Here is a 25,652-nt window from a genome sequence, read left to right as displayed (position 1 = left end):
CCTCACTCATGGCATGACATCGCCGGAATTCGGGCCGAGTGTCTGGCCGACAAACAGGTTGCCTCCCGGCTCGCTGGCAAGCAGTACAGCGGTCGGCGCCACTTCATCGGCCAGGCCAAAGCGGCCCAGGGGCAACTCGGCAGCTTTGGCGCGTTTCCAGTCTTCGCTGATGCCGCCCACCAACGGCGTCTCGATCGGGCCGGGTGCAATGGCATTGACCAGCACGTTGTCCTTGGCCACTTCCAGCGCCAGGGATTTGGTGAAGCCGATCACCCCAGCCTTGGCCGCGGCGTAGTGGGTCAACTCGGCGCCGCCCTTGATACCCAGTTGCGAGGCCACATTAATGATGCGGCCCCAACGCTGCGCCAGCATGTGCGGCAAGGCGCGCTGACTGGCGACAAATACACTGGTGAGGTCGACGCGCAGCATGTCGTTCCACATCTCGATGGAAAGGTCGACGCAGCGTGCCTGGGTGAGCATGCCGGCATTGTTGACCAGAATATCGATGCCGCCGAAGTGCTCGACGCAGCGGTCGACACTGGCCTGGGCGCCTTCAACGCTGCCGACATCGGCCAGGCACTCGACTACCTCGGCGCCGAGGTTGCGGCAGGTGATCGCGGTTTCAGCGAGGCTGACGGCGTTGCGGTCGGCCAGCAGCAGGCGTGCGCCTTCAGCGGCGTAGGCACGGGCGATGGCGGCACCGATGCCGCTGCCGGCACCGGTGATCACGGCGCGGCGGTTGTTCAATTGAGACATACACAAATCTCCTAAGGCAAACACGGTCTCCTGTGGGAGCTGGCTTGCCAGCTCCCACATGTTTAGATCGAGTACCGTCAGTCGGGCCAGCGCACGGTTAAACCACCGTCGATGACGATGCTTTGGCCAGTCAAATAGCTCGACGCCTCACTGGTCAAAAACTGCACCAGCGACGCCACCTCATCCGCCCGCCCTACCCGGCCCAACGGAATCGCCCGGGCGGCCTTGGCCAAGCCTTCCGGCCCCAAAGAATTCTTCGCATCCAACGACTGCGGCGTCTCGATCAACCCCGGAATCACCGCATTGCAACGAATCCCCAACGCCGCCAACTCCACCGCCAGCGAACGGCACAACCCCGGCACGCCGGCTTTTGCCGCCGCGTAATGGCTGTGTTCCTGCCAGCCATACACACCGCCGGCAATCGATGAAATCGCCACCAGCGCGCCGCCCTCTTTCATGTGCCGGCTTGCAGCGCGGAAGGTGCGCATCACCCCCGTGAGGTCGATATTGAGCATCTCGTCCCACAGCTCATCGGTCATCTCCAGCAACGGCGCGCGGCGCAGCAAACCGGCGTTGGCCACGGCGTAATCGAGGCGGCCGAAGTGCTGCACGGCGGCCTCGGCCAGGGCGTCTACCGAGGCGCTATTGCCCACGTCCAGCGGCAACATCAGGCATTCGCCACCGGCTTCTTTCACCAGGGCCACGGTGGTATGCGGGTCATGGGGATCGGCCGGGAAATACCCGCCGACCACCGCCACGCCGCTGCGCGCATACGCCACGGCGAGGGCTTGGCCGATGCCGCTGGCGGCACCGGTAATCAAGGCAACTTTACGGCTCATCTAACACTCCTTACTGAACGGTTTCCGGACGCACATGGCGTGCGGCAAACATCAGCGCACCGGACAAGAAGCACGGCAGCGCGCCGAACCACAGCGCGGCGGTCTGCCAGTCACTGCCGGCGGACAACACCTGGGTGGCGCCAAACCCTGCGACCACTGCACCAATCGGGCCCATGGCATGGATGATCGCGCCGCCGGTGGCACGGATGCTGGTCGGGAAACTCTCGCTGATAAAGAACAGTGCCGCCGAGTAAGGCCCGATCAGGAAGAACAGGCCCAGGCTGTAAAGCCCGACCACCATCGGCATGTTGCTTGGGCCAAACAGCATCCCGGCAAATGCCAGGCCACCGAGCATCCAGCCCAGGCCGATCACGTTGCGGCGGCCGATCTTGTCGCCCATCCAGCCGTGGGTCAGGTAGCCGCAGTAACCCACCAGGTTGGACAACACGAGGATGATCAGCGAGTTCTCGAACGAAATATGGTGCACGCTGACGATCACCGAGGTGCCGAGCACGCTGAACACCTGGATGGCCGCCCAGTTGAGCAACAACGCGGCGCCGATTACCAGCGTGGCGCGCCGGGCCGGGCCACGGAAGGCGGCTTTAAGGCCAGCCTTGCTGTGTTCGTCGTAGTCGACGCCGTAAGTCACAGCGACGTTTTGCGCTTCTTTTACCGCGCCGCTTTTACGCAGTTCGCTGATGCGCTGATGGATCTGGAACTGCGGGCTCTCCTTGAGCTTGCGCGCCATGATCGCGATCACGATGGCCGGGATCGCTGCAAAGATGAAACACCCCTGCCAGCCGATAATCGGCAGCAACAGCGCGGTCAACCCGGCAGCGATCAACGCGCCCACCGGCCAGCCGCCCTGCACCAGGCTGTAGATAAACCCGCGGCGCTTGGTCAGTCGTGGGTCTTCCGAGGCGCCATACAGCTCGCTCAGGTACGTGGCATTGACGGTTTCCTCGGCATAGCCCAGGCCGCCCAGCGAACGAATCAGAATCAGCGGCGACTTGCCCCACGCACCGCCAATCGCGGTAAGTGCCGAGCACAGCGCGGAACCTGCCACGGTAAAAATAATGCCTTTGCGCCGGCCCAACTTGTCCACTACCGGGCCAATCGCAAAGGCGACCACCGCTGTGCCCACCGCCACCCATGTTGCGATTTCAGCTTGCTCCACTTCACCCCAGCCAAAATGCCGGCCGATCTCCGGCAGCAAGGTGCCGAAGAGGATGAAGTCATACACCGCAAACACCCAGGCGAAAAACGCGATCCAGGTGGCAAAGCGCACCTCTTGCGACGTCAGTTGCCGGGGTTTCCAGCCAGTCAGGTCAAGCTTGTTGTAGATGGACATAAATCGCGCCTCGCAGGGTTGGGGCAAATGCCGACTAGCCAAGGTGGAACCTGAACCACAGGTAACGGATGACTCAGATCAGGTACGCGGTTGGCGGCGGATAAAGTCGTCGGCGATTTCGTCGAAGGTGACGAAGCGCACGCCGGCATGGCTCTGGATGTGTTCGATCAGGCGCTCGAGCATCAACAGCACTTGCGGGCGGCCGGACACGTCGGGGTGGATGGTCATGGTGAACACCGCGTGTTCGTGTTCGCGGTAAACCCAGTCGAACTGGTCGCGCCACATCTCTTCCAGGTGGCGCGGGTTGACGAAGCCGTGGCTGTTGGGGGCTTTTTTGATGAACATCATCGGCGGCAGGTCGTCGAGGTACCAGTTGGCCGGGATTTCCACCAGGTCGGTTTCTTCGCCACGCACCAAAGGTTTCATCCAGGTATCCGGGTGCTGGCTGTAATCGATCTTGGTCCAGCTGTCGCCCTTGCGCACGTAGTACGGATGGAAGTCGTTGTGCATCAGGCTGTGGTCGTACTTGATGCCTTTTTTCAGCAGCAACTCGTTAGTGACCTTGCTGAATTCCCACCAGGGTGCGACATAACCGGTCGGGCGTTTGCCGGTGACCTGGGTGATCAGCTCGATCGACTTATCGAGGACGATTTCTTCCTGCTCGGCGGTCATCGCGATCGGGTTTTCGTGGCTGTAGCCGTGCACGCCGATTTCGTGGCCGGCGTCGGCCACCGCTTTCATCTGCTCGGGGAAGGTTTCCATTGAGTGACCGGGAATAAACCAGGTGGTGCGCAGGCCGTAGCGTTCGAACAGTTTGAGCAGGCGCGGCGCGCCAATTTCACCTGCGAACAAGCCGCGAGAGATGTCGTCCGGCGAGTCTTCACCGCCGTAGGAGCCGAGCCAGCCGGCGACGGCGTCTACGTCGACGCCAAATGCACAGAGAATGTCTTTAGCCATGGTATGTCTCCTTAAAAATTCAGGGTGGTTTCGACCGACAGTGCGGCCCTGAGCAGACGTGCGTCTTCGCCGCTTGGGGCGCTGAGCAGCAGGCCGGTGGGTAAACCCAGGGCATCACGGCCGCTGGGCAGGCTGACGCCAGGCATGTCGAGCAAACTGCCGGGCATGGTCAGGCGCAGGGTGGCGAGGTTGGTTTTGACGAACAGCTCGTCATCGGCTTGCAGCGGTGCAAGGGCCGGGGCGACATGGGCGACCGTCGGGGTAATGAGAACGGCACCGTCGAGTTCATCGACCAGTTGGAGTTGCAAGCGGCGACGCGCGTCGATCAGGTGCAGTAATTGGCTGGCAGGCAATTCACGCGCGGCCTCCAGGCGGCGACGTACACGCGGGTCGAGTTGCTCGGCATCGCAACTGTCCAACAAGTTTTCGTGCAGGGCGAAGGCTTCGAATGAGCCGAGCCAGCCGTCCTGCTTGATCAGGTTGAGGGTGGCCTGGAAGGTGGCTGACGCGCGCACCTCGATCAGCGCACCGGCAGCCTTGAGCTGGTCCACCGCGCGCAGCAGGTTATTGCGTACGGCGGGTTCGATGTCTTCCAACGTGCCCTGCTCAAGGACGAAGTGCTGGCCCTTGAGGCTGCGGGCGACGTGCTGTTGCGTGCGGCCGTTGAGCAGGTCGTCGATGGCCAGCGCATCGCGCACGCTGCGGGTCAGCGGGCCGAGGCTGTCGAGGGTGTGCGCCAGCGGGAATACGCCGTCGCGGCTGTAGCGCCGACAGCTGCTGCGGTAGCCCACCACACCATTGAGCGCTGCGGGGATGCGGATCGAGCCGGCGGTGTCGGTGCCCATGGCGATGGGCACGATCCCCGCCGCCACAGCGACCGCCGAGCCCGACGACGAGCCGCCGGGAATGCGCGGTTGATCGCTGCCATTGGGGTTATGGGGCGTGCCGAAATGCGGGTTCAGGCCCAGGCCGGAATACGCCAGTTCACTGAGATTGGTCTTGCCCAGGCTGACCATTCCGGCGCGGCACAACAGCCCGACACTGGGCGCATCGACCAAGGCCGGCGCAGCCTTGCGGCGATAGGCGGCGCCTGCGGTGGTGATGCTGCCGGCCACGTCGAACAAATCTTTCCAGGCCAGTGGCACGCCATCGAATGCGCTCAAAGGCTGCCCGGCACGCCAGCGCGCGGCGGCAGCCTCGGCCTCACGGCGTGCGCGCTCGGCGGTCAGGGAGATAAAGACACTGGGCGCCATGCTCGCGTGGACGAGTGCCTGCTCCAGTGCCTGCACCGGGTCGTTGCGACCGCTGGCGAACGCTTGGGCCATTGAGGTGGCGTCTGACATCAAGATGACCCTCACAAAACGTACATATTAATAAAATGTACGTTTTACAAAGGCAGATTTCGTGCCAGTCTCTTTGGACGTGTTGTGGTGTTCCTAAGCCATAACGTCAACACCAGCGGGATAGATGGTTTTGCAGGCTGCAAAAAATATCGGCGCACGTGCTGAGCCTGACTCGAATTGAAATAATGTATCTTTTATTAATAAATACATTTTGGTGCAAAAAGTAACGTTTCTCTCTTGGCGGCCCCAAAAAAGTGCCACCGCTGTAGCGCAGAGTGACAGGTGCATCTATGAGAGAATCCCCGACCACTTTCCTACACGCCCAAGAGAACACGATGAAAGCAGTGTCCGCCTCGGCCTCCCGTTACGCGATGATTCACCAACTGTTGCGTGATGCGATCGTTAACGGCACTGCGCGCCACGGGCTGGTGTTGCTGGAAGCGCCGCTGGCCGAGCTGTTCGGCACCAGCCGCGTTCCAGTCCGCAAGGCTTTGGACCTGCTGCATGACGAGGGCTTGATCTGCCGTTTCAATGGCCGAGGTTACTTGATCAACCCCAAAGGCCTGGTCATGGAGCCGCTGCGCTTGCCCCTGAGCCATGCGCACCTGGGCCTTGATGGCGAAGCTGAGTTGGTGGATACGCGGCCGCTGGGTGAGCGGATCGTCGAGGAGATCGGCGCGGCGCTGTCCACGTGTATCGCTTTTGGCCACTACCGCCTGGACGAGCAAGCCGCCGCTGACCACTACAGCGTCAGCCGCGCGGTGGTGCGTGAAGCGCTGATGCGCCTGCGCGACCGTGGCCTGGTGGAAAAAGAACCCTACTCCCAGTGGCTGGCCGGGCCGTTGACCGCGCGGGAAGTCACCGAAGACTACGAACTACGCGCCTGCCTGGAACCCGAAGCGCTGCGCCAGAGCGCGCCGAACCTGGACCGCGAGATGCTCGAAGCGATGTTGCAGCGCGTGCTGGATGCCCAGCAAAGCCCACACTGCAGCCTGGAAACCATCGAACAGATCGAAGAGGACTTGCACCAACGCTGCCTGGCCGGCTTGCAAAACCGCAAGATCGCCGCGCTGATCCGCCAGGGCCAGAGCCCGATGATCATCAGTCGTATTTTTTACCGTTTACTGGGAATCGGCGCAGATCCCGCCATGCTCGCCGAACATCGCTTGATTCTGGAGTTGTTGCTGCATGGGGCATTTGATGCGGCGGCGCTGAATTTGCGCGAGCATTTGCAGCGGGCGCGGCAGCGGATGTTGCAGCGCCTGAAGGTGCTGTCGGTGTTACCGGAGCAGCCGCTGCCGGCTTACCTGCACAAAATCAGCTGACGCCACTCGGTCTGACATGTGGGAGCTGGCTTGCCTGCGATGGCGGTGTATCAGTCACCCGATGTATCAACTGGCACACCGCTATCGCAGGCAAGCCAGCTCCCACATGGACTCAGCGTCGTTTTAGAAATTTCATGCAATATGTTGCTATCTCACGCCCACCATTGAAACCACCGCTACCCCGCCCCATCTAACCTGCATACTTCCTTATGCAGGTGCCCCATGAGCGACCAGCAAGAATTCCCGGACATCGACCTGAACGATTACGCCGACCCCGAAAACGCTGAGCACGAAACCTCGTCCAACACCGGCCTGGCCCTGCCTGGGCAAAACCTGCCGGACAAGGTCTATATCATCCCGATCCACAACCGGCCGTTCTTCCCGGCGCAGGTATTGCCGGTCATCGTCAACGAAGATCCGTGGGCCGAAACCCTGGAGCTGGTGAGCAAATCCGACCACCACTCGCTTGCGCTGTTTTTCATGGACACAGCACCCGAAGACCCGCGCCACTTCGACACCTCCAGCCTGCCGCTGTACGGCACGCTGGTGAAGGTGCACCACGCCAGCCGCGAGAACGGCAAGCTGCAGTTCGTCGCCCAGGGCCTGACCCGCGTGCGCATCAAGACCTGGCTCAAGCACCATCGCCCGCCATACCTGGTGGAAGTCGAATACCCGCACCAGCCCACCCAGCCGACCGACGAGGTCAAGGCCTACGGCATGGCGTTGATCAATGCGATCAAGGAACTGCTGCCACTCAACCCGCTGTACAGCGAAGAGTTGAAGAACTACCTCAATCGCTTCAGCCCCAACGACCCGTCGCCGCTCACCGACTTCGCCGCCGCGTTGACCTCGGCAACCGGTAACGAGTTGCAGGAAGTGCTGGACTGCGTCCCCATGCTCAAGCGCATGGAAAAAGTATTGCCAATGCTGCGCAAGGAAGTTGAAGTCGCGCGCCTGCAGAAGGAAATCTCCGCCGAGGTAAACCGCAAGATCGGTGAGCATCAGCGCGAGTTCTTCCTCAAGGAACAACTCAAGGTCATCCAGCAAGAGCTGGGCTTGACCAAGGATGACCGCAGCGCCGACGTCGAACAGTTCGAGCAACGCCTGGTGGGCAAAGTGCTGCCGGCCCAGGCGCAAAAACGCATCGGCGAAGAGATGAACAAGCTGTCGATCCTGGAAACCGGTTCGCCGGAATACGCGGTCACACGCAACTACCTGGACTGGGCCACTTCCGTGCCGTGGGGCGTATATGGCGAGGACAAGCTCGACCTGAAACACGCGCGCAAAGTGCTGGATAAACACCATGCAGGCCTGGACGACATCAAAAGTCGCATCCTCGAATTCCTCGCGGTCGGTGCTTACAAAGGCGAAGTCGCCGGTTCCATCGTGCTGCTGGTCGGCCCGCCGGGCGTGGGCAAGACCAGTGTGGGTAAATCCATCGCCGAGTCCCTGGGCCGGCCGTTCTATCGGTTCAGCGTTGGCGGCATGCGCGACGAGGCCGAGATCAAGGGCCATCGCCGCACCTACATCGGCGCCCTGCCGGGCAAGCTGGTGCAGGCGCTTAAAGATGTGGAAGTGATGAACCCGGTGATCATGCTCGACGAGATCGACAAGATGGGCCAGAGCTTCCAGGGCGACCCGGCGTCTGCGCTGCTGGAAACCCTCGACCCTGAGCAGAACGTCGAATTCCTCGATCACTACCTGGACCTGCGCCTGGACCTGTCCAAAGTGCTGTTCGTGTGTACCGCCAACACCCTGGACTCGATCCCCGGCCCGTTGCTGGACCGTATGGAAGTGATTCGCCTGTCGGGCTATATCACCGAAGAAAAAGTCGCCATCGCCAAGCGTCACCTGTGGCCCAAGCAGCTGGAAAAAGCCGGCGTGGCGAAAACCAGCCTGAGCATCAGCGACGGCGCCCTGCGTGCGTTGATCGACGGTTATGCGCGGGAAGCCGGGGTGCGCCAGTTGGAGAAACAGCTGGGCAAACTGGTGCGCAAGGCGGTGGTCAAGCTGCTGGATGAGCCAGACTCGGTGATCAAGATCGGCAACAAGGACCTGGAAAGCTCATTGGGCATGCCGGTGTTCCGCAACGAGCAAGTGCTGTCGGGCACTGGTGTGATCACTGGCCTGGCCTGGACCAGCATGGGCGGCGCGACCTTGCCGATTGAGGCGACGCGCATCCACACGCTCAATCGCGGCTTCAAACTCACCGGGCAGTTGGGTGAAGTGATGAAAGAGTCCGCCGAGATCGCCTATAGCTACATCAGCTCGAACCTGAAGTCGTTTGGCGGCGATCCGAAGTTCTTCGATGAAGCCTTCGTACACCTGCACGTGCCGGAAGGCGCCACACCAAAAGACGGCCCGAGCGCAGGTGTCACCATGGCCAGTGCGCTGCTGTCGCTGGCACGCAACCAGCCGCCGAAAAAAGGCGTGGCCATGACCGGCGAGCTGACCTTGACCGGGCATGTGCTGCCGATTGGCGGCGTGCGCGAGAAGGTGATTGCGGCGCGCCGCCAGAAGATTCACGAGCTGATCTTGCCGGAGCCGAATCGCGGGAGCTTTGAGGAGTTGCCGGAGTACCTGAAGGAAGGCATGACGGTACACTTTGCCAAGCGCTTTGCGGATGTGGCGAAGGTGCTCTTCTAAATTTCACTCCAACCCTGTGGCGAGGGAGCTTGCTCCCGCTGGACTGCGCAGCAGTCCCAACAAAGCCGGGGCCGCTTCGCGGCCAGCGGGAGCAAGCTCCCTCGCCACAAAGGTTTCTGTCACTGTCTGCTTGTCACACCTTGTCTCATCTTCGGTTATGCTCGCCCTTCGTCGCCACACAACGGAGCCTCCATGACCGCTGCCCGCCTGCTTCTCCCCTTGAGCCTTGCCCTGCTGGCCGGATGCGCCAGTGCCCCCAAGCTAAACGTCACAGTGGACAACCAGAGCGCCTGCCCGCTGCAGCTTAAAACCGGACAAAACCTGATCCTCACCCTGCCGAGCAACCCCACCACCGGCTACCGCTGGGCCATCCAGGATTCCGCGGGCGGTGTGCTGCGTGCCTTGAGCCCGGAGGTCTACAGCAGCGCGGAATCCGGTGTGATCGGCGGCGGTGGCCACTCCACCTGGCGCTTCCAGGCCTTCGCGGCCGGCCAGGGCCGTTTGCGCCTGACATCCCAGCAACCCTGGGAGCCGGAAGCCGAACCGGCCGAAACCTTCGACTGCGCCATTACGGTGAACTGATATGCCATGGCTGATCCTTGCGTTGATGGGCGCCGGCACCTTTATCTACGGCCTGACCACCCACGCCACCTTGTTGTGCCTGCTGGTCAAACCACTGCCGGTGCTGGCACTGCTGGGCTGGCTGCATGATGCGCCGCCCACTGACTATCGACGCTGGATCAGCCTGGGGCTGATTTTTTCCCTGGTCGGTGATGTGCTGCTCGCTTGGCCGGGCGACCTGTTTATCTTTGGCCTCGGCGCGTTCCTGTTTGCGCACCTGGCGTATCTGAAAGCCTATTTCAGCGATTGCCGCCGCCTGGCGGTGTTGCCATTGGTATTGGCGCTGGGTGTGGGGGCAATCCTGCTGAGTATTTTGATTTCCCACGGCCTCGGCGACTTGCTGATTCCAGTGGTGGTTTACGCCCTGGTGATCAGCGCCATGCTCTGGCGTGCGCTCGCACGGCTGGGCAGTGAAGTGCCCAAACGCTCGGCATGGCTTGCGGCAGCGGGGGCGGTGTCGTTTGTGTTTTCCGACACGCTGATCGGCATCAACCGGTTTGTGTTGGCCTTCGATGCGGCACCGTATTTGCTGATCACCACCTATTGGCTGGGTCAGTGGGGTATTACCGCTTCGGCTTTCCATCAGACAACCCGCGCACATGAGGGCCAACTTGGCTAAAATGCCGGCCTTTCCCCCCTCGTCGCCGGAACAACCGTGAGCAAAGAACCCGATCGCCTATTCGCCCAGCCCCTGCCCCAGGTGCCGGACTTCGCCTTTAACGAGGACGTGGTGCGGGTGTTCCCGGACATGATCAAGCGCTCGGTGCCGGGTTACCCGACCATCGTCGAGAACCTCGGCGTGCTTGCGGCGCAATTTGCCCAGCCGGGCAGCGTGCTTTACGACCTCGGTTCGTCCCTAGGCGCTGTGACCCAAGCCTTGCGTCGCCACGTGCGCACCGACGGCTGCCGGGTGATTGCAGTGGATAACTCCGCCGCCATGGTCGAGCGCTGCCGCGAATACCTCAACGGTCAGGACTCGATGTTCCAGGAGTTGCTGCCGGTTGAGGTGATTGAGGGCGACATTCTCGCGCTGCAATTTAAGCCTGCTTCGGTGGTGGCGTTGAACTTCACCCTGCAATTTATCGCGCCTGACCAACGCCTGGCGTTACTCGGGCGTATCCGCCAGTCGCTGCTGCCAGGCGGGGCGTTGATCCTTTCGGAAAAGCTGCGTTTCAACGATCCCGAAGAACACGCATTGCTCACCGACCTGCATATCGCGTTCAAACGCGCCAACGGCTACAGCGAACTGGAAATTGCCCAGAAGCGCAGCGCCATCGAAAACGTCATGAAGCCCGACAGCCTCGAAGAACACCGCGAACGCCTGCTGGCGGCCGGGTTCTCGAAAGTCGTGCCGTGGTTCCAGTGTCTTAACTTTGCCTCGTTGATTGCCTTGCCATGATTGATTTGTCCCCCCTCGCCCGCCACTTGGTCGGTACTCCTCTGGCCGTATGGGCCCAGGGCCTGCAAGCGCAGCTCGACAGCAAAATGGAAAAGGGTCACGGCGACCTGGAGCGCTGGCAAAGTGCGCTGGACGCACTGCCGCAGATCCAGCCCAGCGAAGTCGATTTGCTCAATGGCCTGACGCTTGATACCGATTGCGACGAGGCTACCCGCGCACAAATGCACACCGCCCTGATGGGCCTGAGCCCGTGGCGCAAAGGCCCGTTCAACCTGTTCGGCGTGCACGTGGACACCGAATGGCGTTCGGACTGGAAGTGGTCGCGGGTTGCACCGCACCTGGACTTGAAGGGCAAGCGCATCCTCGATGTGGGTTGCGGCAACGGCTATTACATGTGGCGCATGCTCGGCGCGGGGGCCGACAGCGTCATTGGCGTGGACCCGAACTGGCTGTTCTTCTGCCAGTTCCAGGCGGTGCAGCGCTACTTGTCCGAGCCAAAGGCCTGGCACTTGCCGTTCCCGTTTGAGGACCTGCCGTCGAACCTGGAAGGCTTCGATACGGTGTTTTCCATGGGCGTGTTCTATCACCGCCGCTCGCCGATCGAGCACCTGCTGGCGCTCAAGGACACACTGGTCAAAGGTGGCGAGTTGGTGCTGGAAACCCTGGTAGTGGACGGCGATCAGCAGCAAGTACTGGTGCCGGAAGACCGCTACGCACAGATGCGCAACGTGTGGTTCCTGCCGTCGGTGCCGGCACTGATGCTGTGGCTGCGCCGCGCGGGTTTCAGTGAAGTGCGTTGTGTGGATGTGAGCGTGACCACGGTTGAAGAACAACGCGGCACCGAGTGGATGAAGTATCAGTCGCTGAGTGATTTCCTGGACCCGGATGATCACAGCAAGACCATCGAAGGGCTGCCGGCGCCGATGCGGGCGGTGATTATCGCCAAGAAATAAACACTGATTTCCCTGACTAAATGGGGATCAAAATGTGGGAGCTGGCTTGCCTGCGATGGCGGCCAGCCCGACAACTCATCAGTGACTGATGCACCGCTATCGCAGGCAAGCCAGCTCCCACATTGGCTCCTCGGTGTTCTTTAGAGTGTGGGCTTGGCTCTGCGGGCCTTGAAGAATTCACTCAGTACCGTGCCGCATTCCTCGGCCAACACCCCGCCTTCATACAGCACCCGATGGTTGAGAAAGTCCTGGGTAAAAAACTGCCCCTGGCTTTGCACAATCCCGGCCTTGGGCTCCAGCGCGCCGTACACCACCCGCGCGATACGCGAATGCACAATCAAACCAGCGCACATGCTGCACGGCTCCAGCGTCACGTACAGCGTGCTGCCCACCAGACGGTAGTTGCTGATCGCCTGCGCAGCGGCGCGAATGGCGACCATCTCGGCATGGGCGCTGGGGTCGTTGCCGCTGATCGGGCAGTTAAAGCCACGGCCGATGATTTCACCGCCTTGCACCAGCACCGCGCCCACGGGCACTTCGCCAAGTGCCGCGCCCTGGGCGGCAAGGGCCAGGGCTTCGCGCATGAAGTGCTGGTCGCGGCTGCGGTCGATAATCGCTGCGGGGCGAATCTGGCGCATCACGCCACCTCGATGGCGGCCATCAGGCCGGTTTCCATATGGTCGATCACGTGGCAGTGAAACATCCACACGCCTGGGTTATCTGCCACCAACGCCACGCGCGCACGCTCGTTTTTGCCCAGCAGGTAGGTGTCGGTGAAATACGGAATCACCTTGTGGCGGTTCGAGGCGATCACCTTGAAGCTCATGCCGTGCAGGTGAATCGGGTGCTGGTACTGGGTCATGTTCTTCAATTCAAAAATGTAGCTCTTGCCCTTCTCAAGCCTGGCAATCGGGCGGTCGGCGCAAGTCTTGTCGGTGATGTCCCAGGCCTTGCCGTTGATCTGCCACAGGCTCGGCGGTTTGCCGTCATCCACCGACACGCTGCCGACCCACTCGAAATTGAAGTTGAGTTTCTCGGCATTGGCCAGGTCCGGCTCGGCAATCGGGTTGGCGGGCAGTGCTGGCGGCCATTCGCTCGGCGCGTCGGTATTGGCGACTGAACGGAAAGTGCCGAGACGCACCGGGCCGTTACGGATCGACAGCTCTTCACCCGCCGGTGGCGCCTTGATCGCCAGGCAAATGCGCATGCCCGGGCCCAGCCAGTATTCTTTGCCCAACGGGCGCGGCTCGATGGGGTTGCCATCCAGTGCGTAGATCTGCGCTTCAACGTCGGGGATGTTGAGGCGATACGTCAGGGTGTTGTCGAGGTTGAGCAAGCGCACGCGGGTGATCTGCCCGGCAGGCAGATCGATCACCGCCTGGGGCACGCCATTGATGGTCGACAACCGCCCGGCCGTGCCACCACGCGCCGCTTCACGGGGCACGCTGAAGGCGACAAAAGCGCCCTCTTCGTCCACGTGCCAGCTTTTCAGGCTCAAGGTGCATTCGTGTTTGAAACCGGTGGGCTCGCGCTCTTCGACAATCAGCGGGCCGACCAGGCCACGGCCAAGTTCTTCGCTGCTGTTCACATGGGGGTGATACCAGTAGCTGCCGGCATCGGGCACGCGGAATTTGTAGTCGAAATATTCACCGGGCAGTACCGGCAGTTGCGAGACGTAGGGCACGCCGTCCATTTCCAGCGGCAGGCGGATGCCGTGCCAGTGAATGGTGGTGGCGACCGGCAGGTGGTTGATAAAACGTACCCGCAGCCACTCGCCTTGGCGCACACGCAACTCGGTGCCTGGCGCCGAGGGGCCGAACGCCCAGGCTTCGGTCTTGTGGCCGGGCACCAGTTCCACGTCCAACGGTGCGGCAATCAGCTCGTAATCGTGGCCCGCGTTGGCCTCGGCGACTTTCCCCAGCCAGTAGCGATAGGCGCCACCGGCACCGACGCCCACGACGGCCAGGCCTGCCAGGCCACCCAGGATTTGTCGACGGGAAAAGGATCGGGACACAACAACCTCACGTATCTGCCGCAGGCCAGAGGCCCGCAAAGGGCAGATACGATACACCTGCATCGGCTAAACAGTAAGGCTTCGCATTGCCGCATGGCGAAAACGCCGATGAAGACTCTGAAGATTTCCTGTAGGAGCTGGCTTGTGTGGGAGCCGGGCTTGCCCGCGATACAGGCGCCTCGGTTTTTCAGTTTTACCGAGGTGATGCTATCGCAGGCAAGCCAGCTCCCACACAAGCCCGCTCCACAGGAGATTTCCAGTGTCTGATCAGTGCTTGGCAGCCGCCAGAATCAGGGCTTTCATTTCGGCAACCGCGCCTTTGAAACCGACGAACAGCGCATGCGCCACCAGCGCATGGCCGATGTTCAGCTCGTTGATGCCCTTGATCGCGGCCACGGCTTCGACGTTGTGGTAGTGCAAGCCATGGCCGGCGTTGACGATCAGGCCTTCGTTGAGGCCGCACTTGACGCCGTCGATGATGCGCTGCAGTTCCTCAGCCACTTCGGTGGGCGTGGTGGCATCGGCGTAACGGCCAGTGTGCAGTTCGATCGCCGGCGCGCCGACGCGACGCGACGCTTCGATCTGGCGCTCGTCGGCGTCGATGAACAGTGACACTTCGCTGCCGATCTTCGACAGGCGCTCCACCGCCGCCTTGATCCGTGCTTCCTGGCCGGCCACGTCGAGGCCGCCTTCGGTGGTGAGTTCCTGGCGGGTTTCCGGCACCAGGCAGATATGCGCCGGGCGGATGCGCTCGGCGAACGCCATCATTTCTTCGGTGACGCCCATCTCGAAGTTCATGCGGGTTTGCAGCACGTCCTTGAGCACCAGTACATCGCGCTCCTGGATGTGGCGGCGGTCTTCGCGCAGGTGCACGGTGATGCCGTCGGCGCCCGCTTCTTCGGCGTCCAGCGCGGCCTTGACCGGGTCGGGGTAACGGGTGCCCCGGGCCTGGCGCAGGGTGGCGACGTGGTCGATGTTGACGCCAAGAAGAATGCGATTGCTGGTGGTCACGGAAGCGCTCCTGAAAAGGGAAAGAAACGCTGCACAGCATACACGGGCTTGTCAGGGCTTTCGAAACAACTCGCGACTGACCAGCGGGCGCCCGCCCAAATGCACGGCCAGCGCCTGGCGCATCAGGCGCTTGGCGGCGGACAAGGCACCAGGGGCTGTCCAGTCCGCTTCGCTCATGGCCAACAGCTCGGTGCCCTGGAACAGGCCCGGTTGCAGCAGGTACACGCGCTCAAGGCCGGCGTCGACTTGCAGGCGGTACATACCGTCGGCGGCGATGGGGTCGCCGTGCAGGTCGTTGCTCAGTTCGAAGCCGTAGCCCAAGTCATCGAGCAGGCGCCATTCGAAGGCGCGCAGCAGCGGCTCCAGCGGGCGACCTTCGGCCAGGGCCATAAGCGTGGCGGCATAGTGATCGAAGACGGCGGGGTGCGGGTCTTCGGCGGGCAGCAGGCGGATCAACAGTTCGTTGAGGTAGAGGCCACTGAACAGCGCTTCGCCATTGAGCCAGGCCGAGGTGCCGACGCTCTCCAGGCGGCCGACGTTTTTCAGCTCGCCCTTGCCACGAAACTCCACGTCCAGCGCCACAAACGGCCGTGCCAACGTACCCGCTTTGCCCCGCGCACTGCGCAACACCGCGCGCAAGCGGCCTTGGGGCGTGAGGAAGTCCACCAAAGCGCTGGTCTCGCGGTAGGCGCGGCTGTGCAGGACGTAGGCGAGTTGGCTGGGGGGTGGGGTTTGGGACATGAGACGGGGAATCTCTAAAGAAGGAGAGCGCTTTTGTGGCGAGGGAGCTTGCTCCCGCTGGGCTGCGAAGCAGCCCCTATACCAGCCATAGAGTTACGTCAGGTAAAACGCGCCGACCTTGTTGGGGCCGCTTCGCGGCCCAGCGGGAGCAAGCTCCCTCGCCACAACAAGCCCACCCGCCATCAGGCGGAGGGTTACAGGTCGCCGTAGCCCAGGGAACGCAGCGCGCGCTCATCATCGGACCAACCACCTTTAACCTTCACCCACAGGTTAAGCATGATCTTGGAATCAAACAGCAATTCCATGTCCTTGCGCGCTTCGGTGCCGATGCGCTTGATGCGCTCGCCCTTGTCGCCAATGATGATTTTTTTCTGGCCGTCGCGTTCGACGAGGATCAGCGCGTGGATATGCAGGGTTTTGCCCTGCTGCTTGAACTCTTCGATTTCAACGGTGATCTGGTACGGCAGCTCGGCGCCCATCTGGCGCATGATTTTCTCGCGTACCAGTTCGGCGGCCAGGAAACGGCTGCTGCGGTCGGTGATCTGGTCTTCCGGGAAGAAGTGCTCGTTCTCCGGCAGGTGCTCGGCGATCACACGTTCCAGAGCGTCGAGGTTGTGGCCGTGCTGGGCCGAGATCGGGATGATCTGGGCGTTCGGCAGTTGCTCCTGCAACCAGCTGAGGTGCGGCATCAGCTCAGCCTTGTCTTCGATACGGTCGGTCTTGTTCAGCGCGACGATCAACGGGCCAGTGACGTACTGCACGCGCTCCAGAACCATTTGGTCTTCGTCGGTCCACTTGGTGCGGTCGACCACGAAGATCACCACGTCGACGTCTTTCAACGCCGCCGAAGCGGTTTTGTTCATGTAGCGGTTCAGCGCCTTCTCGCCACCTTTGTGCATGCCTGGGGTGTCGACGTAGACCGCTTGCACATTGCCTTCGGTCTTGATGCCCAGCATGTTGTGGCGGGTGGTCTGCGGCTTGCGCGAGGTGATCGCCAGCTTCTGGCCGAGGATGTGGTTCAGCAGCGTGGACTTGCCCACGTTCGGGCGGCCGACGATGGCAACATAGCCACAGCGTGTTGCGGTTGAATCAGTCATGGCCATTCTCCACGCCCAGGGCAATCAGTGCTGCAGCGGCCGCTACCTGTTCGGCAATACGACGGCTCACACCCTGACCTCGGCTTTTTTCATTCAATAAGGTGATTTCACATTCCACGAAGAACACGCGGCAATGGGGTTCACCCTGGATATCCACCACTTCGTAACGTGGCAGTTCGCAACCACGCGACTGCAGGTATTCCTGCAGGCGGGTCTTGGGATCTTTGTTGGTGTCGACCAGCGTCAGGCTCTCGATCTCCGACGCCAGCCAGGCGACTACGCGCTCCTTGGCGGTCTCCATGCCTGCATCCAGGTAGATCGCACCGATCAACGCTTCGAGGGCATCGGCCAGGATCGACTCGCGGCGAAAGCCACCGCTTTTCAGCTCGCCGGACCCAAGGCGCAGGTACTCACCCAGGCCGAAACCACGGGCCAGCACGGCCAGGGTCTCGCCTTTTACCAGGCGTGCACGCAGGCGTGACAGCTGGCCCTCGCGCGCTTGCGGGAAACGCTCGAACAGCGCCTCACCGGCGGCAAAGTTGAGGATGGCATCACCGAGGAATTCCAGGCGCTCGTTATTGCGCCCTGCAAAGCTGCGGTGTGTGAGGGCAAGGACCATCAATTCCTGATCCTTGAAGGTGTAGCCGAGCTGGCGCTCGAGACGGCTTAGAGAAACGCTCACGGTTTACCCATTTCTGTTTGGTGGCACCGGCGGCCATCGACGATTGACGCAGTGTTCAAATTCAAATCCTGATTGGTACAGCAAGGAGTTGGGCCAATAATTGTCCCAACCCCAGAAAAGCATTCGGCGCTGTGTTCACAGCGCCGCCTGTATTACTTGATCAGCCCGACCCGCGAGAAGTTCGGCAGGTGGCTGAGCTTGGGTTCCGGCCAGCTCATCCAGACCGCAAAGGCCTTGCCGACAATGTTCTCGTCGGGAACCATGCCCAGCAGGTCCTTGGGGATATTAGGGTCATCCCAATACCGGCTGTCGTTGGAGTTGTCACGGTTGTCGCCCATCATGAAGTAGTGCCCGGCAGGCACTTTCCATTCGGTGTCGGGCGGCGAGCGGTAGCGGCTCATTTCCTTGCGGATCTGGTGCTCTACTGCGCCGAGTTTTTCCTGATACAGCTCAGCGCTGCCCAGGGTGTTCGGCTCGGTGCCGATCAACTTCTCGGCTACCGACTCACCATTGACGAACAGGCGCTTGTCGCTGGTGTAGCGAATCACGTCGCCCGGCAGGCCCACGACACGCTTGATGTAGTTGACGTTCGGGTCGCTTGGGTAGCGAAACACCATCACATCGCCGCGCTGCGGGTCACCGACCGGGATGACTTTCTTGTCGAGCACCGGCAGGCGGATCCCGTAGGAGAACTTGTTCACCAGGATGAAGTCGCCCACGTCCAGGGTAGGTTTCATCGACCCCGAAGGGATCTGAAACGGCTCCACCAGGAACGAACGCAGCACCAGCACGATGAACAACACCGGGAAGAACGACTTGCCGTATTCAACCAGCAAAGGCTCTTTGTTCAGTTTCTCGATTGCCACCGCATCGGGCTGGCTGACGCTGCCCTGATACGAGGCGATCGCCGCCCGCCGACGCGGGGCGAAGAACACCAGATCGAGCAACGCCAGGAGACCGCAAACGGCAACGGCGATGACCAGCAACAGCGGGAAATTTAGTGACATAGGACCTAACTATCCAACCTGAGCACTGCAAGGAAGGCTTCTTGTGGAATTTCCACGTTGCCCACTTGCTTCATGCGTTTCTTACCGGCCTTTTGCTTCTCAAGCAGCTTGCGCTTACGGCTTACGTCACCGCCGTAGCATTTGGCCAGTACGTTCTTTCTGAGTGCCTTGACGGAGGTCCGTGCAATGATCTGCCCGCCAATGGCGGCCTGGATCGCGACATCGAACATCTGGCGCGGAATCAGTTCTTTCATCTTTTCGGTCAACTGGCGACCTTTGTAGTGCGCGTTGTCCTTGTGCACGATCAGCGCCAGTGCATCCACCTTGTCGCCGTTGATCAGCACATCCAGTTTCACCAGATTAGCCGATTGGTAACGGTCGAAATGGTAATCCAGCGAAGCATAGCCGCGACTGGTGGATTTGAGACGGTCGAAGAAGTCCAGAACCACTTCGTTCATCGGCAAATCGTAGGTCACTTGCACCTGGGTACCGAGGAACAACATGTCGTGCTGCACGCCACGTTTTTCGATACACAGGGTAATAACGTTGCCCAAGTGCTCTTGCGGAACCAGGATATTGGCCCGCACGATCGGCTCGCGCATGTCTTCGATGGAGGACAGATCCGGAAGCTTGGACGGGTTGTCGACGTAAATCGTTTCACCGGTTTTCAGCGCCAGCTCAAAAATAACCGTCGGCGCCGTGGTGATCAGGTCCAGGTCGTATTCGCGCTCGAGGCGCTCCTGGATGATCTCCATGTGCAGCATGCCCAGGAAACCGCAGCGGAAGCCGAAGCCCAGGGCATCGGAGCTTTCCGGGGTGTACTGCAACGACGAGTCGTTGAGGGTCAGCTTCTGCAGCGCTTCGCGGAAGTCTTCGAAGTCGTCGGAGCTGACCGGGAACAGGCCGGCGTAAACCTGCGGCTGGATGCGTTTGAAGCCCGGCAGCACGTCGACGTCAGGGGTGGAGCTCAAGGTCAGGGTGTCACCCACTGGCGCACCGTGAATGTCCTTGATACCGGCGATGATGAAGCCCACTTCACCGGCTTTGAGGTCGGTGGTGGCGGTGTGTTTCGGGTTGAATACACCGACGCTGTCCACCAGGTGGATCTTGCCGGTGGATTTGACCAGGATCTTGTCGCCCTTCTTCACACGGCCGTGGCGCACGCGTACCAGGGAAACAACGCCCAGGTAGTTGTCGAACCAGGAGTCGATGATCAACGCTTGCAGCGGATCTTCGTAGTTGCCGGTAGGCGCAGGAATGGTCTTGACCAGGCGCTCGAGCACTTCGTCAACGCCCAGGCCGGTCTTGGCGCTGCACTCGACGGCGTCGGTGGCGTCAATGCCGATGATTTTTTCGATTTCTTCTTTAACGCGGTCAGGATCGGCCTGGGGCAGGTCGATCTTGTTCAGTACCGGCATGACCTCAAGGCCCTGCTCGATCGCGGTGTAGCAGTTGGCCACGGACTGGGCTTCAACACCCTGGCCGGCATCGACCACCAGCAAGGCACCTTCACAGGCGGCCAGCGAACGGCTGACTTCGTAGGTGAAGTCAACGTGGCCAGGGGTGTCAATGAAGTTCAGCTGGTACTTGATACCGTCTTTTGCGGTGTAGTACAGGGTAACGCTGTGGGCCTTGATGGTGATGCCGCGCTCGCGCTCGAGGTCCATGGAGTCCAGGACCTGGGCTTCCATTTCACGCTCGGCAAGGCCGCCGCACATCTGGATGAATCGATCGGCCAGCGTCGACTTACCATGGTCAATGTGGGCGATGATGGAGAAATTGCGGATATGACTCAAATCACTCACGGATCAACACTCAAAAAGGCTGCAGGCAGATTGCCCGCTGAAAAATAGCCGGGAATTGTACCTGATGCTCGGGCCGGGCGTCATCTTTGCTGACCAGAACAAAAATGCCCCGGTCATATGAGCGGGGCATTTTTTGTGCATAAGCGCGGTATCAACCGGCCCGGCGCAACAGCCAGAACCCGGCCACGGCGCAGACCGCCGTCGGTACCAGCACCGCAAACAGCGGCGAGAAACCGAATACCAGGCTCGACGGGCCAAGCAGGTCCTGGGCGATGCGGAAGGTAAAGCCCACCAGCACGCCGGTAAACACACGCTGGCCGAGCGTTACCGAACGCAGCGGGCCGAAGATGAACGAAATAGCCATCAGCACCAACGCGGCGGTGACCAGCGGCTGCAACACCTTGACCCAAAATGCCAACCAGTAACGGCCATTGTTCAGGCCCTGATCCTTGAGATAGTGGATGTAACTCCACAAACCGGAGATCGGCAGGCTTTCCGGGATCATGACCACGGTATTGAGCAGTTCCGGCTTCAGGGCAATGTCCCACTGTTCAGACGGCACATTGATCACTTCGGTGTAGGCCTTGATGCCCTGCCCCACATTACGGAAATACGTCGTGGTGACATCGTACAGCTCCCATTTCCCCTCGTCGTACTGCGCACGCTTGGAGAAACTGGAGGTCAGCATATGCCGCTCTTTGTCGAACGTATAACGCGTCACACCCACCAACAAACCGCCCGGTTGCACGGCGTTGATGTGAATAAACTCATCACCCTGGCGGTGCCACAGGCCGTGCTTGGCGCTCTGCGCATCCCCCGAACCCTGGGCCAGGGCACGATTGGCCTGGGCCGTGGCTTCGGTCGGTGGTGCTACGTACTCGCCGATCAGCACACTGCACGCCATCAGCAACAGCATGGGTTTCATGACGGCCCAGACGATGCGGCCGATGGAAACGCCCGCCGCTCGCATAATGGTCAATTCGCTGCTGCTGGCCAGGCTGCCCAGGCCGATCAGGCAGCCGATCAGCGCCGCCATCGGCATCATGTCGTAGAGGCGACGCGGTGCGGTCAGCGCCACGTAGCTCAATACGTGGGTGACGGTATAGGTGTCGGTGACGTTGCCCACTTCATCAATAAAGGCAAACAGGCACGCCAGCCCAAGGATGATGCCCAATACCGCCAGGATGGCGATCAGTACGCTGCTACCAATGTAGCGGTCGAGCTTAGCCACGAGCCAACTCCTTCAGGCCACGACGGCTCTTCATTTTCAAACGGATAGGTTCCCAGTAGAGCAGCCCCAGGCCGATCACCAGGAAGATCCCGTGCACCCACCACAGGCCCAGGGTTGGCGACAGCTTGCCCTTCTCCAGGGAGCCACGGGCGGAAATCAGGATGGTCAGGTAAGCCATGTACAAAAGGATCGCCGGCAACAGCTTGAGGAAGCGGCCCTGGCGCGGGTTGACGCGCGACAGCGGCACCGCCATCAACGTCACGATGAACACCAGCAGCGGCAGGGAGAGTCGCCATTGCAGCTCGGCAACGGAGCGCAGCTCGGGATTACCGATCAGCGATAGCGTCGGCAGTGCATCGCGGTCGGTGACCTCTTCACTGATGTCAGGCTTGGCCAGCATTACGCCATAAGTGTCGTATTTGACCGCCCGGTATTCCGCCAGCCCAGGGCTGCCGTCGTAACGGTAGCCATTTTCCAGGATCAGGTAGCGGTTACCGTCAGGGCGTATTTCCTGGCGCCCGCTGTTGGCTACCAGAATCGAAATACCGCGGTCCTTCTGGTTCAGGCCGAGGTTTTTCTGCGAGATGAACACACCGCCGAGGTTAGAGCGGTCGTCGGTCATGGTTTCGGTATAGGTGACCCGCGTGCCGTCGTTGAGCGCCTGGAAGCGCCCGGGCTCCAGGGTATCGAACTCGGTCATCGCATCCTGCTTGTTCAGCAGCAGCTGGAACTGCATGGCGCCCTGGGGCGCCAGGCTCATGCTCAACCAGGCCACCACCAGCGCAACGCCGGTGGCCGGCACCATGGTCATGGCCAGCAGACGCTGCTGGCTCATGCCGGTGGCCGAAAGCACGGTCATTTCACTTTCAAGGTAAAGCCGGCCATAGGCCAGCAGGATGCCGAGAAACAGGCCAAGCGGCAGGATCAGCTGCAAAAAACCCGGCAGGCGAAAGCCCATGATCAGGAACAACGAGCCCGGATCCAGGGCGCCCGAGGCCGCCTGGGCGAGGAATTTGACGAAACGACCACTCATGGTGATGACCAGCAATACCGCACTCACGGCACTCAGGGTCAACAGGACTTCGCGGGACAGATAACGGAAGACGATCAAACCAGACACTCCAGGGTTGTCAGGCTAAGGCGGCCAAACAAGCAAGCATACCGAGTCGACCCACATGCACGGGCCGGCTAAAAAGATTGCGCATTATCCTGTGATTGACCGCGCCTGTCACGGTGCTTGCTCATACGCGCGCACAAAGCGTGCTGCAAGGGTTGTCAGGCTGCTCTGGCGAGGTTCAAACTGCGGCCTTTGTCGCGGGCGGTTTACAAAGCTGCCAAGCATCAAAGCCTGCGTACAGACGCCAGGCTCACAGACCTTAAATAAGGGACCCGAAAATGGAATTGGTTGTAAAAAGCGTTAGCCCCGAAACGTTGAAAACCGCCACCCTCGTGGTCGCCGTCGGCGAAGGGCGCAAGCTCGGCGCCGCCGCCAAGCAACTGGACGAACTGAGCGGCGGCGCCATCAGCGCGGTCCTCAAGCGCGGCGACCTGGCCGGCAAAGTCGGCCAAAGCCTGCTGCTGCAAAGCCTGCCCAACCTCAAAGCCGACCGTGTATTGCTGGTGGGCGTGGGCAAGGACGCCGAACTGGGCGACCGCCCGTTCCGCAAGATCATCAGCGGTATCCTCACCACTCTTAAAGGCCTGGGCGGCACCGATGCGGCGCTGGCCCTCGATGAAATCGTAGTAAAAGGCCGCGACAGCTACGGCAAGACCCGCCTGCTGGCCGAAAGCCTGGTGGACGGCGGTTACGTCTTCGACCAGTTCAAGAGCCAGAAGGCCGAACCGCGCGCCATCAAGAAAATCACCCTGCTGACCATCAAGGCCGCCCAGGCTGAAGTCGAGCGCGCCGTCACCCACGCCACCGCCATCGCCAACGGCATGTCGTTTACCCGTGACCTGGGCAACCTGCCGCCGAACATCTGCCACCCAACCTACCTCGGCGAACAAGCCAAGGCGCTGGGCAAGGAGTTCAAGGGCCTGAAGGTTGAAGTGCTGGACGAGAAGAAGATCAAGGAACTGGGCATGGGCTCGTTCTATGCCGTGGGCCAGGGCAGCGACCAGCCGCCACGCCTGATCGTGATGCAATACAACGGCGGCAAGAAGTCCGAGAAGCCTTACGCGCTGGTCGGCAAAGGCATCACCTTCGACACCGGCGGCATCAGCCTCAAGCCGGGCGCCGGCATGGACGAAATGAAATACGACATGGGCGGTGCCGCCAGCGTGTTCGGCACCCTGCGTGCCGTGCTGGAACTCAAGCTGCCGATCAACCTGGTGTGCATCCTGGCCTGCGCCGAGAACATGCCGAGCGGTGGTGCTGCACGCCCGGGTGACATCGTCACCACCATGAGCGGCCAGACTGTCGAGATCCTCAACACCGACGCCGAAGGCCGTCTGGTGCTGTGCGACGCCCTCACCTACGCCGAACGCTTCAAGCCACAGGCCGTGATCGACATTGCCACCCTGACCGGTGCCTGCGTGGTCGCCCTGGGCGCTCACACCTCGGGCCTGCTGGGTAACAACGACGAGTTGATCGAGCAACTGCTCAGCGCCGGCAAGGCTGCCGACGACCGCGCCTGGCAACTGCCGCTGTTCGACGAGTACCAGGAACAACTGGACAGCCCGTTCGCCGATATCGCCAACATCGGCGGCCCTAAAGCTGGCACCATCACCGCCGCCTGCTTCCTGTCGCGCTTCGCCAAGAACTTCAACTGGGCGCACCTGGACATCGCCGGCACGGCCTGGACCAGCGGCGGCAAGGACAAGGGCGCCAGTGGCCGTCCGGTTCCTCTGTTGACCCAGTACCTGCTGGATCGCGCCAAAGCCTGAAACTGAAGATTCCGGGGCGGCCTTCACGGCGCCCCGGTCTCAGGAACCGCAATGACCCAAGTCGACTTCTATATATTGCCCAGCGCCGATCCCTCTGCGCGCCTGGACTTTGCCTGCAAACTTACCGAAAAAGCCTGGCGCATGGGCCACCGCATCTACCTGCATTGCAGCGATGCCGCTCAGCGTGAAGACCTTGACGCCCGCCTGTGGCGCTTCAAGGGCGAAAGCTTCGTGCCCCACGGCCCCGCCGAGTCCGAACCCGAAGGCCTGATTGTGCTGGGTTTGGGCGACAACTGCGGCGATCACCAAGACCTGCTGGTGAACCTCGACCTGAAAGTACCGGCCTTTGCCAAGGCTTTTGCCCGCGTGGCGGAAGTGGTGGTCGAAGACCCGGCTATTCGTCAGGCCGCGCGGGAGAGTTTCCGTTTCTACCGCGAACAGGGCTATCCTCTGCAAGATCACCGGCTACAACGACTTTGAGCACACGATGGACACTCCAAACCCGCTAAAAAAAGACGACCACTTGCTGGACGACCTGGAGTCGATCCGTCAATTGCTCGGTGATGATGAGTTGCAACCGCCGCTGCTGACCGAATCGGTCGAGGGCGAGGTACAGATTCCGCTGTTGTTCGACATGGTCGGTGGCAAACCTGCCGCACCTGAACCTGTCACACCAGCCCCCACTGCAGAACCGGCACCTGCCGCCGAAAAAGCGCCCGACGCGTTGCTGCTGCACCTGGACAATGAACTGCGTGCCGCCGCGCAACTGATCATGCAGGATGTGATCGACGATTTTGCGCCGCATATTGAAGCCGAGATCAAACGGCGAATGGATGCGCGCATGGAGCGGTTGCTCAGCCAATACCAGTCCTGAGCCTTACTTAGATCCCTGTGGGAGCTGGCTTGCCTGCGATGGCGGTTTCTCAGTCGAACCCTTTGGTGACTGCCACACCGCCATCGCAGGCAAGCCAGCTCCCACATTTGCTCA

The 25,652-nt window shown here is 61.3% G+C and carries 24 protein-coding genes; 9 read left to right on the top strand and 15 right to left on the bottom strand.

The annotated features are described in order from the left end of the window. Positions 1 to 6 precede the first annotated feature (6 nt). The 5 genes from HBO23_RS02150 to HBO23_RS02130 all read right to left on the bottom strand — a co-directional run bounded on the left by HBO23_RS02150 (position 7) and on the right by HBO23_RS02130 (position 5,246). Positions 7 to 756 (bottom strand): SDR family NAD(P)-dependent oxidoreductase, encoded by a 750-nt coding sequence (locus tag HBO23_RS02150; RefSeq protein ID WP_170036344.1) that lies wholly within the window; start codon positions 754 to 756, stop codon positions 7 to 9. Between the two features lie 77 nt (positions 757 to 833). Beyond that, positions 834 to 1,595, bottom strand: a complete 762-nt coding sequence (locus HBO23_RS02145) for an SDR family NAD(P)-dependent oxidoreductase (protein WP_099548488.1) — start codon at positions 1,593 to 1,595, stop codon at positions 834 to 836. Between the two features lie 10 nt (positions 1,596 to 1,605). Beyond that, a complete protein-coding gene (locus tag HBO23_RS02140) occupies positions 1,606 to 2,946 on the bottom strand; it encodes an MFS transporter (protein ID WP_069786160.1) in 1,341 nt (446 codons plus the stop codon). Positions 2,947 to 3,024: 78 nt separating this feature from the next. Further along, positions 3,025 to 3,903: a polysaccharide deacetylase gene (locus HBO23_RS02135; RefSeq protein WP_003234086.1), complete on the bottom strand. Its 879-nt coding sequence runs from the start codon at positions 3,901 to 3,903 to the stop codon at positions 3,025 to 3,027. 11 nt (positions 3,904 to 3,914) lie between these two features. After that, positions 3,915 to 5,246, bottom strand: a complete 1,332-nt coding sequence (locus HBO23_RS02130; RefSeq protein ID WP_170036342.1) for an amidase — start codon at positions 5,244 to 5,246, stop codon at positions 3,915 to 3,917. A gap of 335 nt (positions 5,247 to 5,581) precedes the next feature. Between HBO23_RS02130 and HBO23_RS02125 the strand changes: the two genes are divergently transcribed. From HBO23_RS02125 to cmoB, 6 genes are all read left to right on the top strand, one after another. Continuing rightward, positions 5,582 to 6,571, top strand: a complete 990-nt coding sequence (locus HBO23_RS02125) for a GntR family transcriptional regulator (protein ID WP_017136306.1) — start codon at positions 5,582 to 5,584, stop codon at positions 6,569 to 6,571. Positions 6,572 to 6,793: 222 nt separating this feature from the next. Then, positions 6,794 to 9,217 (top strand): endopeptidase La, encoded by a 2,424-nt coding sequence (lon, locus tag HBO23_RS02120; RefSeq protein WP_262378149.1) that lies wholly within the window; start codon positions 6,794 to 6,796, stop codon positions 9,215 to 9,217. 192 nt (positions 9,218 to 9,409) lie between these two features. After that, positions 9,410 to 9,799 (top strand): protease inhibitor I42 family protein, encoded by a 390-nt coding sequence (locus tag HBO23_RS02115; RefSeq protein WP_170036340.1) that lies wholly within the window; start codon positions 9,410 to 9,412, stop codon positions 9,797 to 9,799. Position 9,800: 1 nt separating this feature from the next. Then, positions 9,801 to 10,457, top strand: a complete 657-nt coding sequence (locus tag HBO23_RS02110) for a lysoplasmalogenase (protein ID WP_099548485.1) — start codon at positions 9,801 to 9,803, stop codon at positions 10,455 to 10,457. A 36-nt stretch (positions 10,458 to 10,493) separates the two neighbouring features. Then, the gene (cmoA, locus tag HBO23_RS02105) at positions 10,494 to 11,237 is read left to right on the top strand and encodes a carboxy-S-adenosyl-L-methionine synthase CmoA (protein ID WP_017136302.1); all 744 of its coding nucleotides are present in this window, start codon (positions 10,494 to 10,496) and stop codon (positions 11,235 to 11,237) included. Then, complete coding sequence (cmoB, locus tag HBO23_RS02100) at positions 11,234 to 12,190, top strand: tRNA 5-methoxyuridine(34)/uridine 5-oxyacetic acid(34) synthase CmoB (protein WP_170036338.1); 957 nt, start codon at positions 11,234 to 11,236, stop codon at positions 12,188 to 12,190. The genes cmoA and cmoB overlap by 4 nt, the downstream gene beginning before the upstream one ends. Positions 12,191 to 12,330: 140 nt before the next feature. On the opposite strand, the gene tadA is transcribed toward cmoB, so the two are convergent. From tadA to lptF, 10 genes are all read right to left on the bottom strand, one after another. After that, positions 12,331 to 12,828, bottom strand: a complete 498-nt coding sequence (tadA, locus tag HBO23_RS02095) for a tRNA adenosine(34) deaminase TadA (RefSeq protein WP_170036336.1) — start codon at positions 12,826 to 12,828, stop codon at positions 12,331 to 12,333. Next, the gene (locus HBO23_RS02090; RefSeq protein WP_170036334.1) at positions 12,828 to 14,204 is read right to left on the bottom strand and encodes a multicopper oxidase family protein; all 1,377 of its coding nucleotides are present in this window, start codon (positions 14,202 to 14,204) and stop codon (positions 12,828 to 12,830) included. The genes tadA and HBO23_RS02090 overlap by 1 nt, the downstream gene beginning before the upstream one ends. Positions 14,205 to 14,471: 267 nt before the next feature. Then, positions 14,472 to 15,215 carry a pyridoxine 5'-phosphate synthase gene (gene pdxJ / locus HBO23_RS02085; protein ID WP_017136297.1) on the bottom strand — a complete coding sequence of 248 codons (744 nt, stop codon included), beginning with the start codon at positions 15,213 to 15,215 and terminating at the stop codon, positions 14,472 to 14,474. Between the two features lie 51 nt (positions 15,216 to 15,266). Beyond that, positions 15,267 to 15,956, bottom strand: coding sequence for a DNA repair protein RecO (recO, locus tag HBO23_RS02080; protein WP_099548483.1), 690 nt, complete (start codon positions 15,954 to 15,956; stop codon positions 15,267 to 15,269). A 194-nt stretch (positions 15,957 to 16,150) separates the two neighbouring features. Continuing rightward, positions 16,151 to 17,053, bottom strand: a complete 903-nt coding sequence (gene era, locus HBO23_RS02075) for a GTPase Era (protein ID WP_016978271.1) — start codon at positions 17,051 to 17,053, stop codon at positions 16,151 to 16,153. Continuing rightward, positions 17,046 to 17,735, bottom strand: coding sequence for a ribonuclease III (rnc, locus tag HBO23_RS02070; RefSeq protein WP_017136295.1), 690 nt, complete (start codon positions 17,733 to 17,735; stop codon positions 17,046 to 17,048). The genes era and rnc overlap by 8 nt, the downstream gene beginning before the upstream one ends. A 152-nt stretch (positions 17,736 to 17,887) precedes the next feature. Further along, positions 17,888 to 18,742, bottom strand: coding sequence for a signal peptidase I (gene lepB / locus HBO23_RS02065; protein ID WP_017136294.1), 855 nt, complete (start codon positions 18,740 to 18,742; stop codon positions 17,888 to 17,890). 5 nt (positions 18,743 to 18,747) lie between these two features. Continuing rightward, complete coding sequence (lepA, locus tag HBO23_RS02060) at positions 18,748 to 20,547, bottom strand: translation elongation factor 4 (RefSeq protein WP_003210439.1); 1,800 nt, start codon at positions 20,545 to 20,547, stop codon at positions 18,748 to 18,750. Positions 20,548 to 20,698: 151 nt separating this feature from the next. Beyond that, positions 20,699 to 21,778 carry an LPS export ABC transporter permease LptG gene (gene lptG / locus HBO23_RS02055; protein WP_017136293.1) on the bottom strand — a complete coding sequence of 360 codons (1,080 nt, stop codon included), beginning with the start codon at positions 21,776 to 21,778 and terminating at the stop codon, positions 20,699 to 20,701. After that, a complete protein-coding gene (gene lptF, locus HBO23_RS02050; protein ID WP_017136292.1) occupies positions 21,771 to 22,889 on the bottom strand; it encodes an LPS export ABC transporter permease LptF in 1,119 nt (372 codons plus the stop codon). The genes lptG and lptF overlap by 8 nt, the downstream gene beginning before the upstream one ends. Positions 22,890 to 23,173: 284 nt before the next feature. Between lptF and HBO23_RS02045 the strand changes: the two genes are divergently transcribed. The 3 genes from HBO23_RS02045 to HBO23_RS02035 are packed head-to-tail and all read left to right on the top strand — an operon-like array spanning position 23,174 to position 25,538. Further along, positions 23,174 to 24,664 carry a leucyl aminopeptidase gene (locus HBO23_RS02045; protein WP_017136291.1) on the top strand — a complete coding sequence of 497 codons (1,491 nt, stop codon included), beginning with the start codon at positions 23,174 to 23,176 and terminating at the stop codon, positions 24,662 to 24,664. 51 nt (positions 24,665 to 24,715) lie between these two features. Continuing rightward, complete coding sequence (locus HBO23_RS02040; protein ID WP_017136290.1) at positions 24,716 to 25,144, top strand: DNA polymerase III subunit chi; 429 nt, start codon at positions 24,716 to 24,718, stop codon at positions 25,142 to 25,144. 7 nt (positions 25,145 to 25,151) lie between these two features. Further along, the gene (locus HBO23_RS02035) at positions 25,152 to 25,538 is read left to right on the top strand and encodes a hypothetical protein (protein WP_017136289.1); all 387 of its coding nucleotides are present in this window, start codon (positions 25,152 to 25,154) and stop codon (positions 25,536 to 25,538) included. The last annotated feature ends 114 nt before the right edge of the window (positions 25,539 to 25,652 follow it).

Origin of the sequence: Pseudomonas sp. WS 5532, assembly GCF_012985445.1 — a bacterium.
GTDB lineage: Bacteria > Pseudomonadota > Gammaproteobacteria > Pseudomonadales > Pseudomonadaceae > Aquipseudomonas > Aquipseudomonas edaphica.
This window is presented reverse-complemented; position numbering and strand designations above follow the sequence as displayed.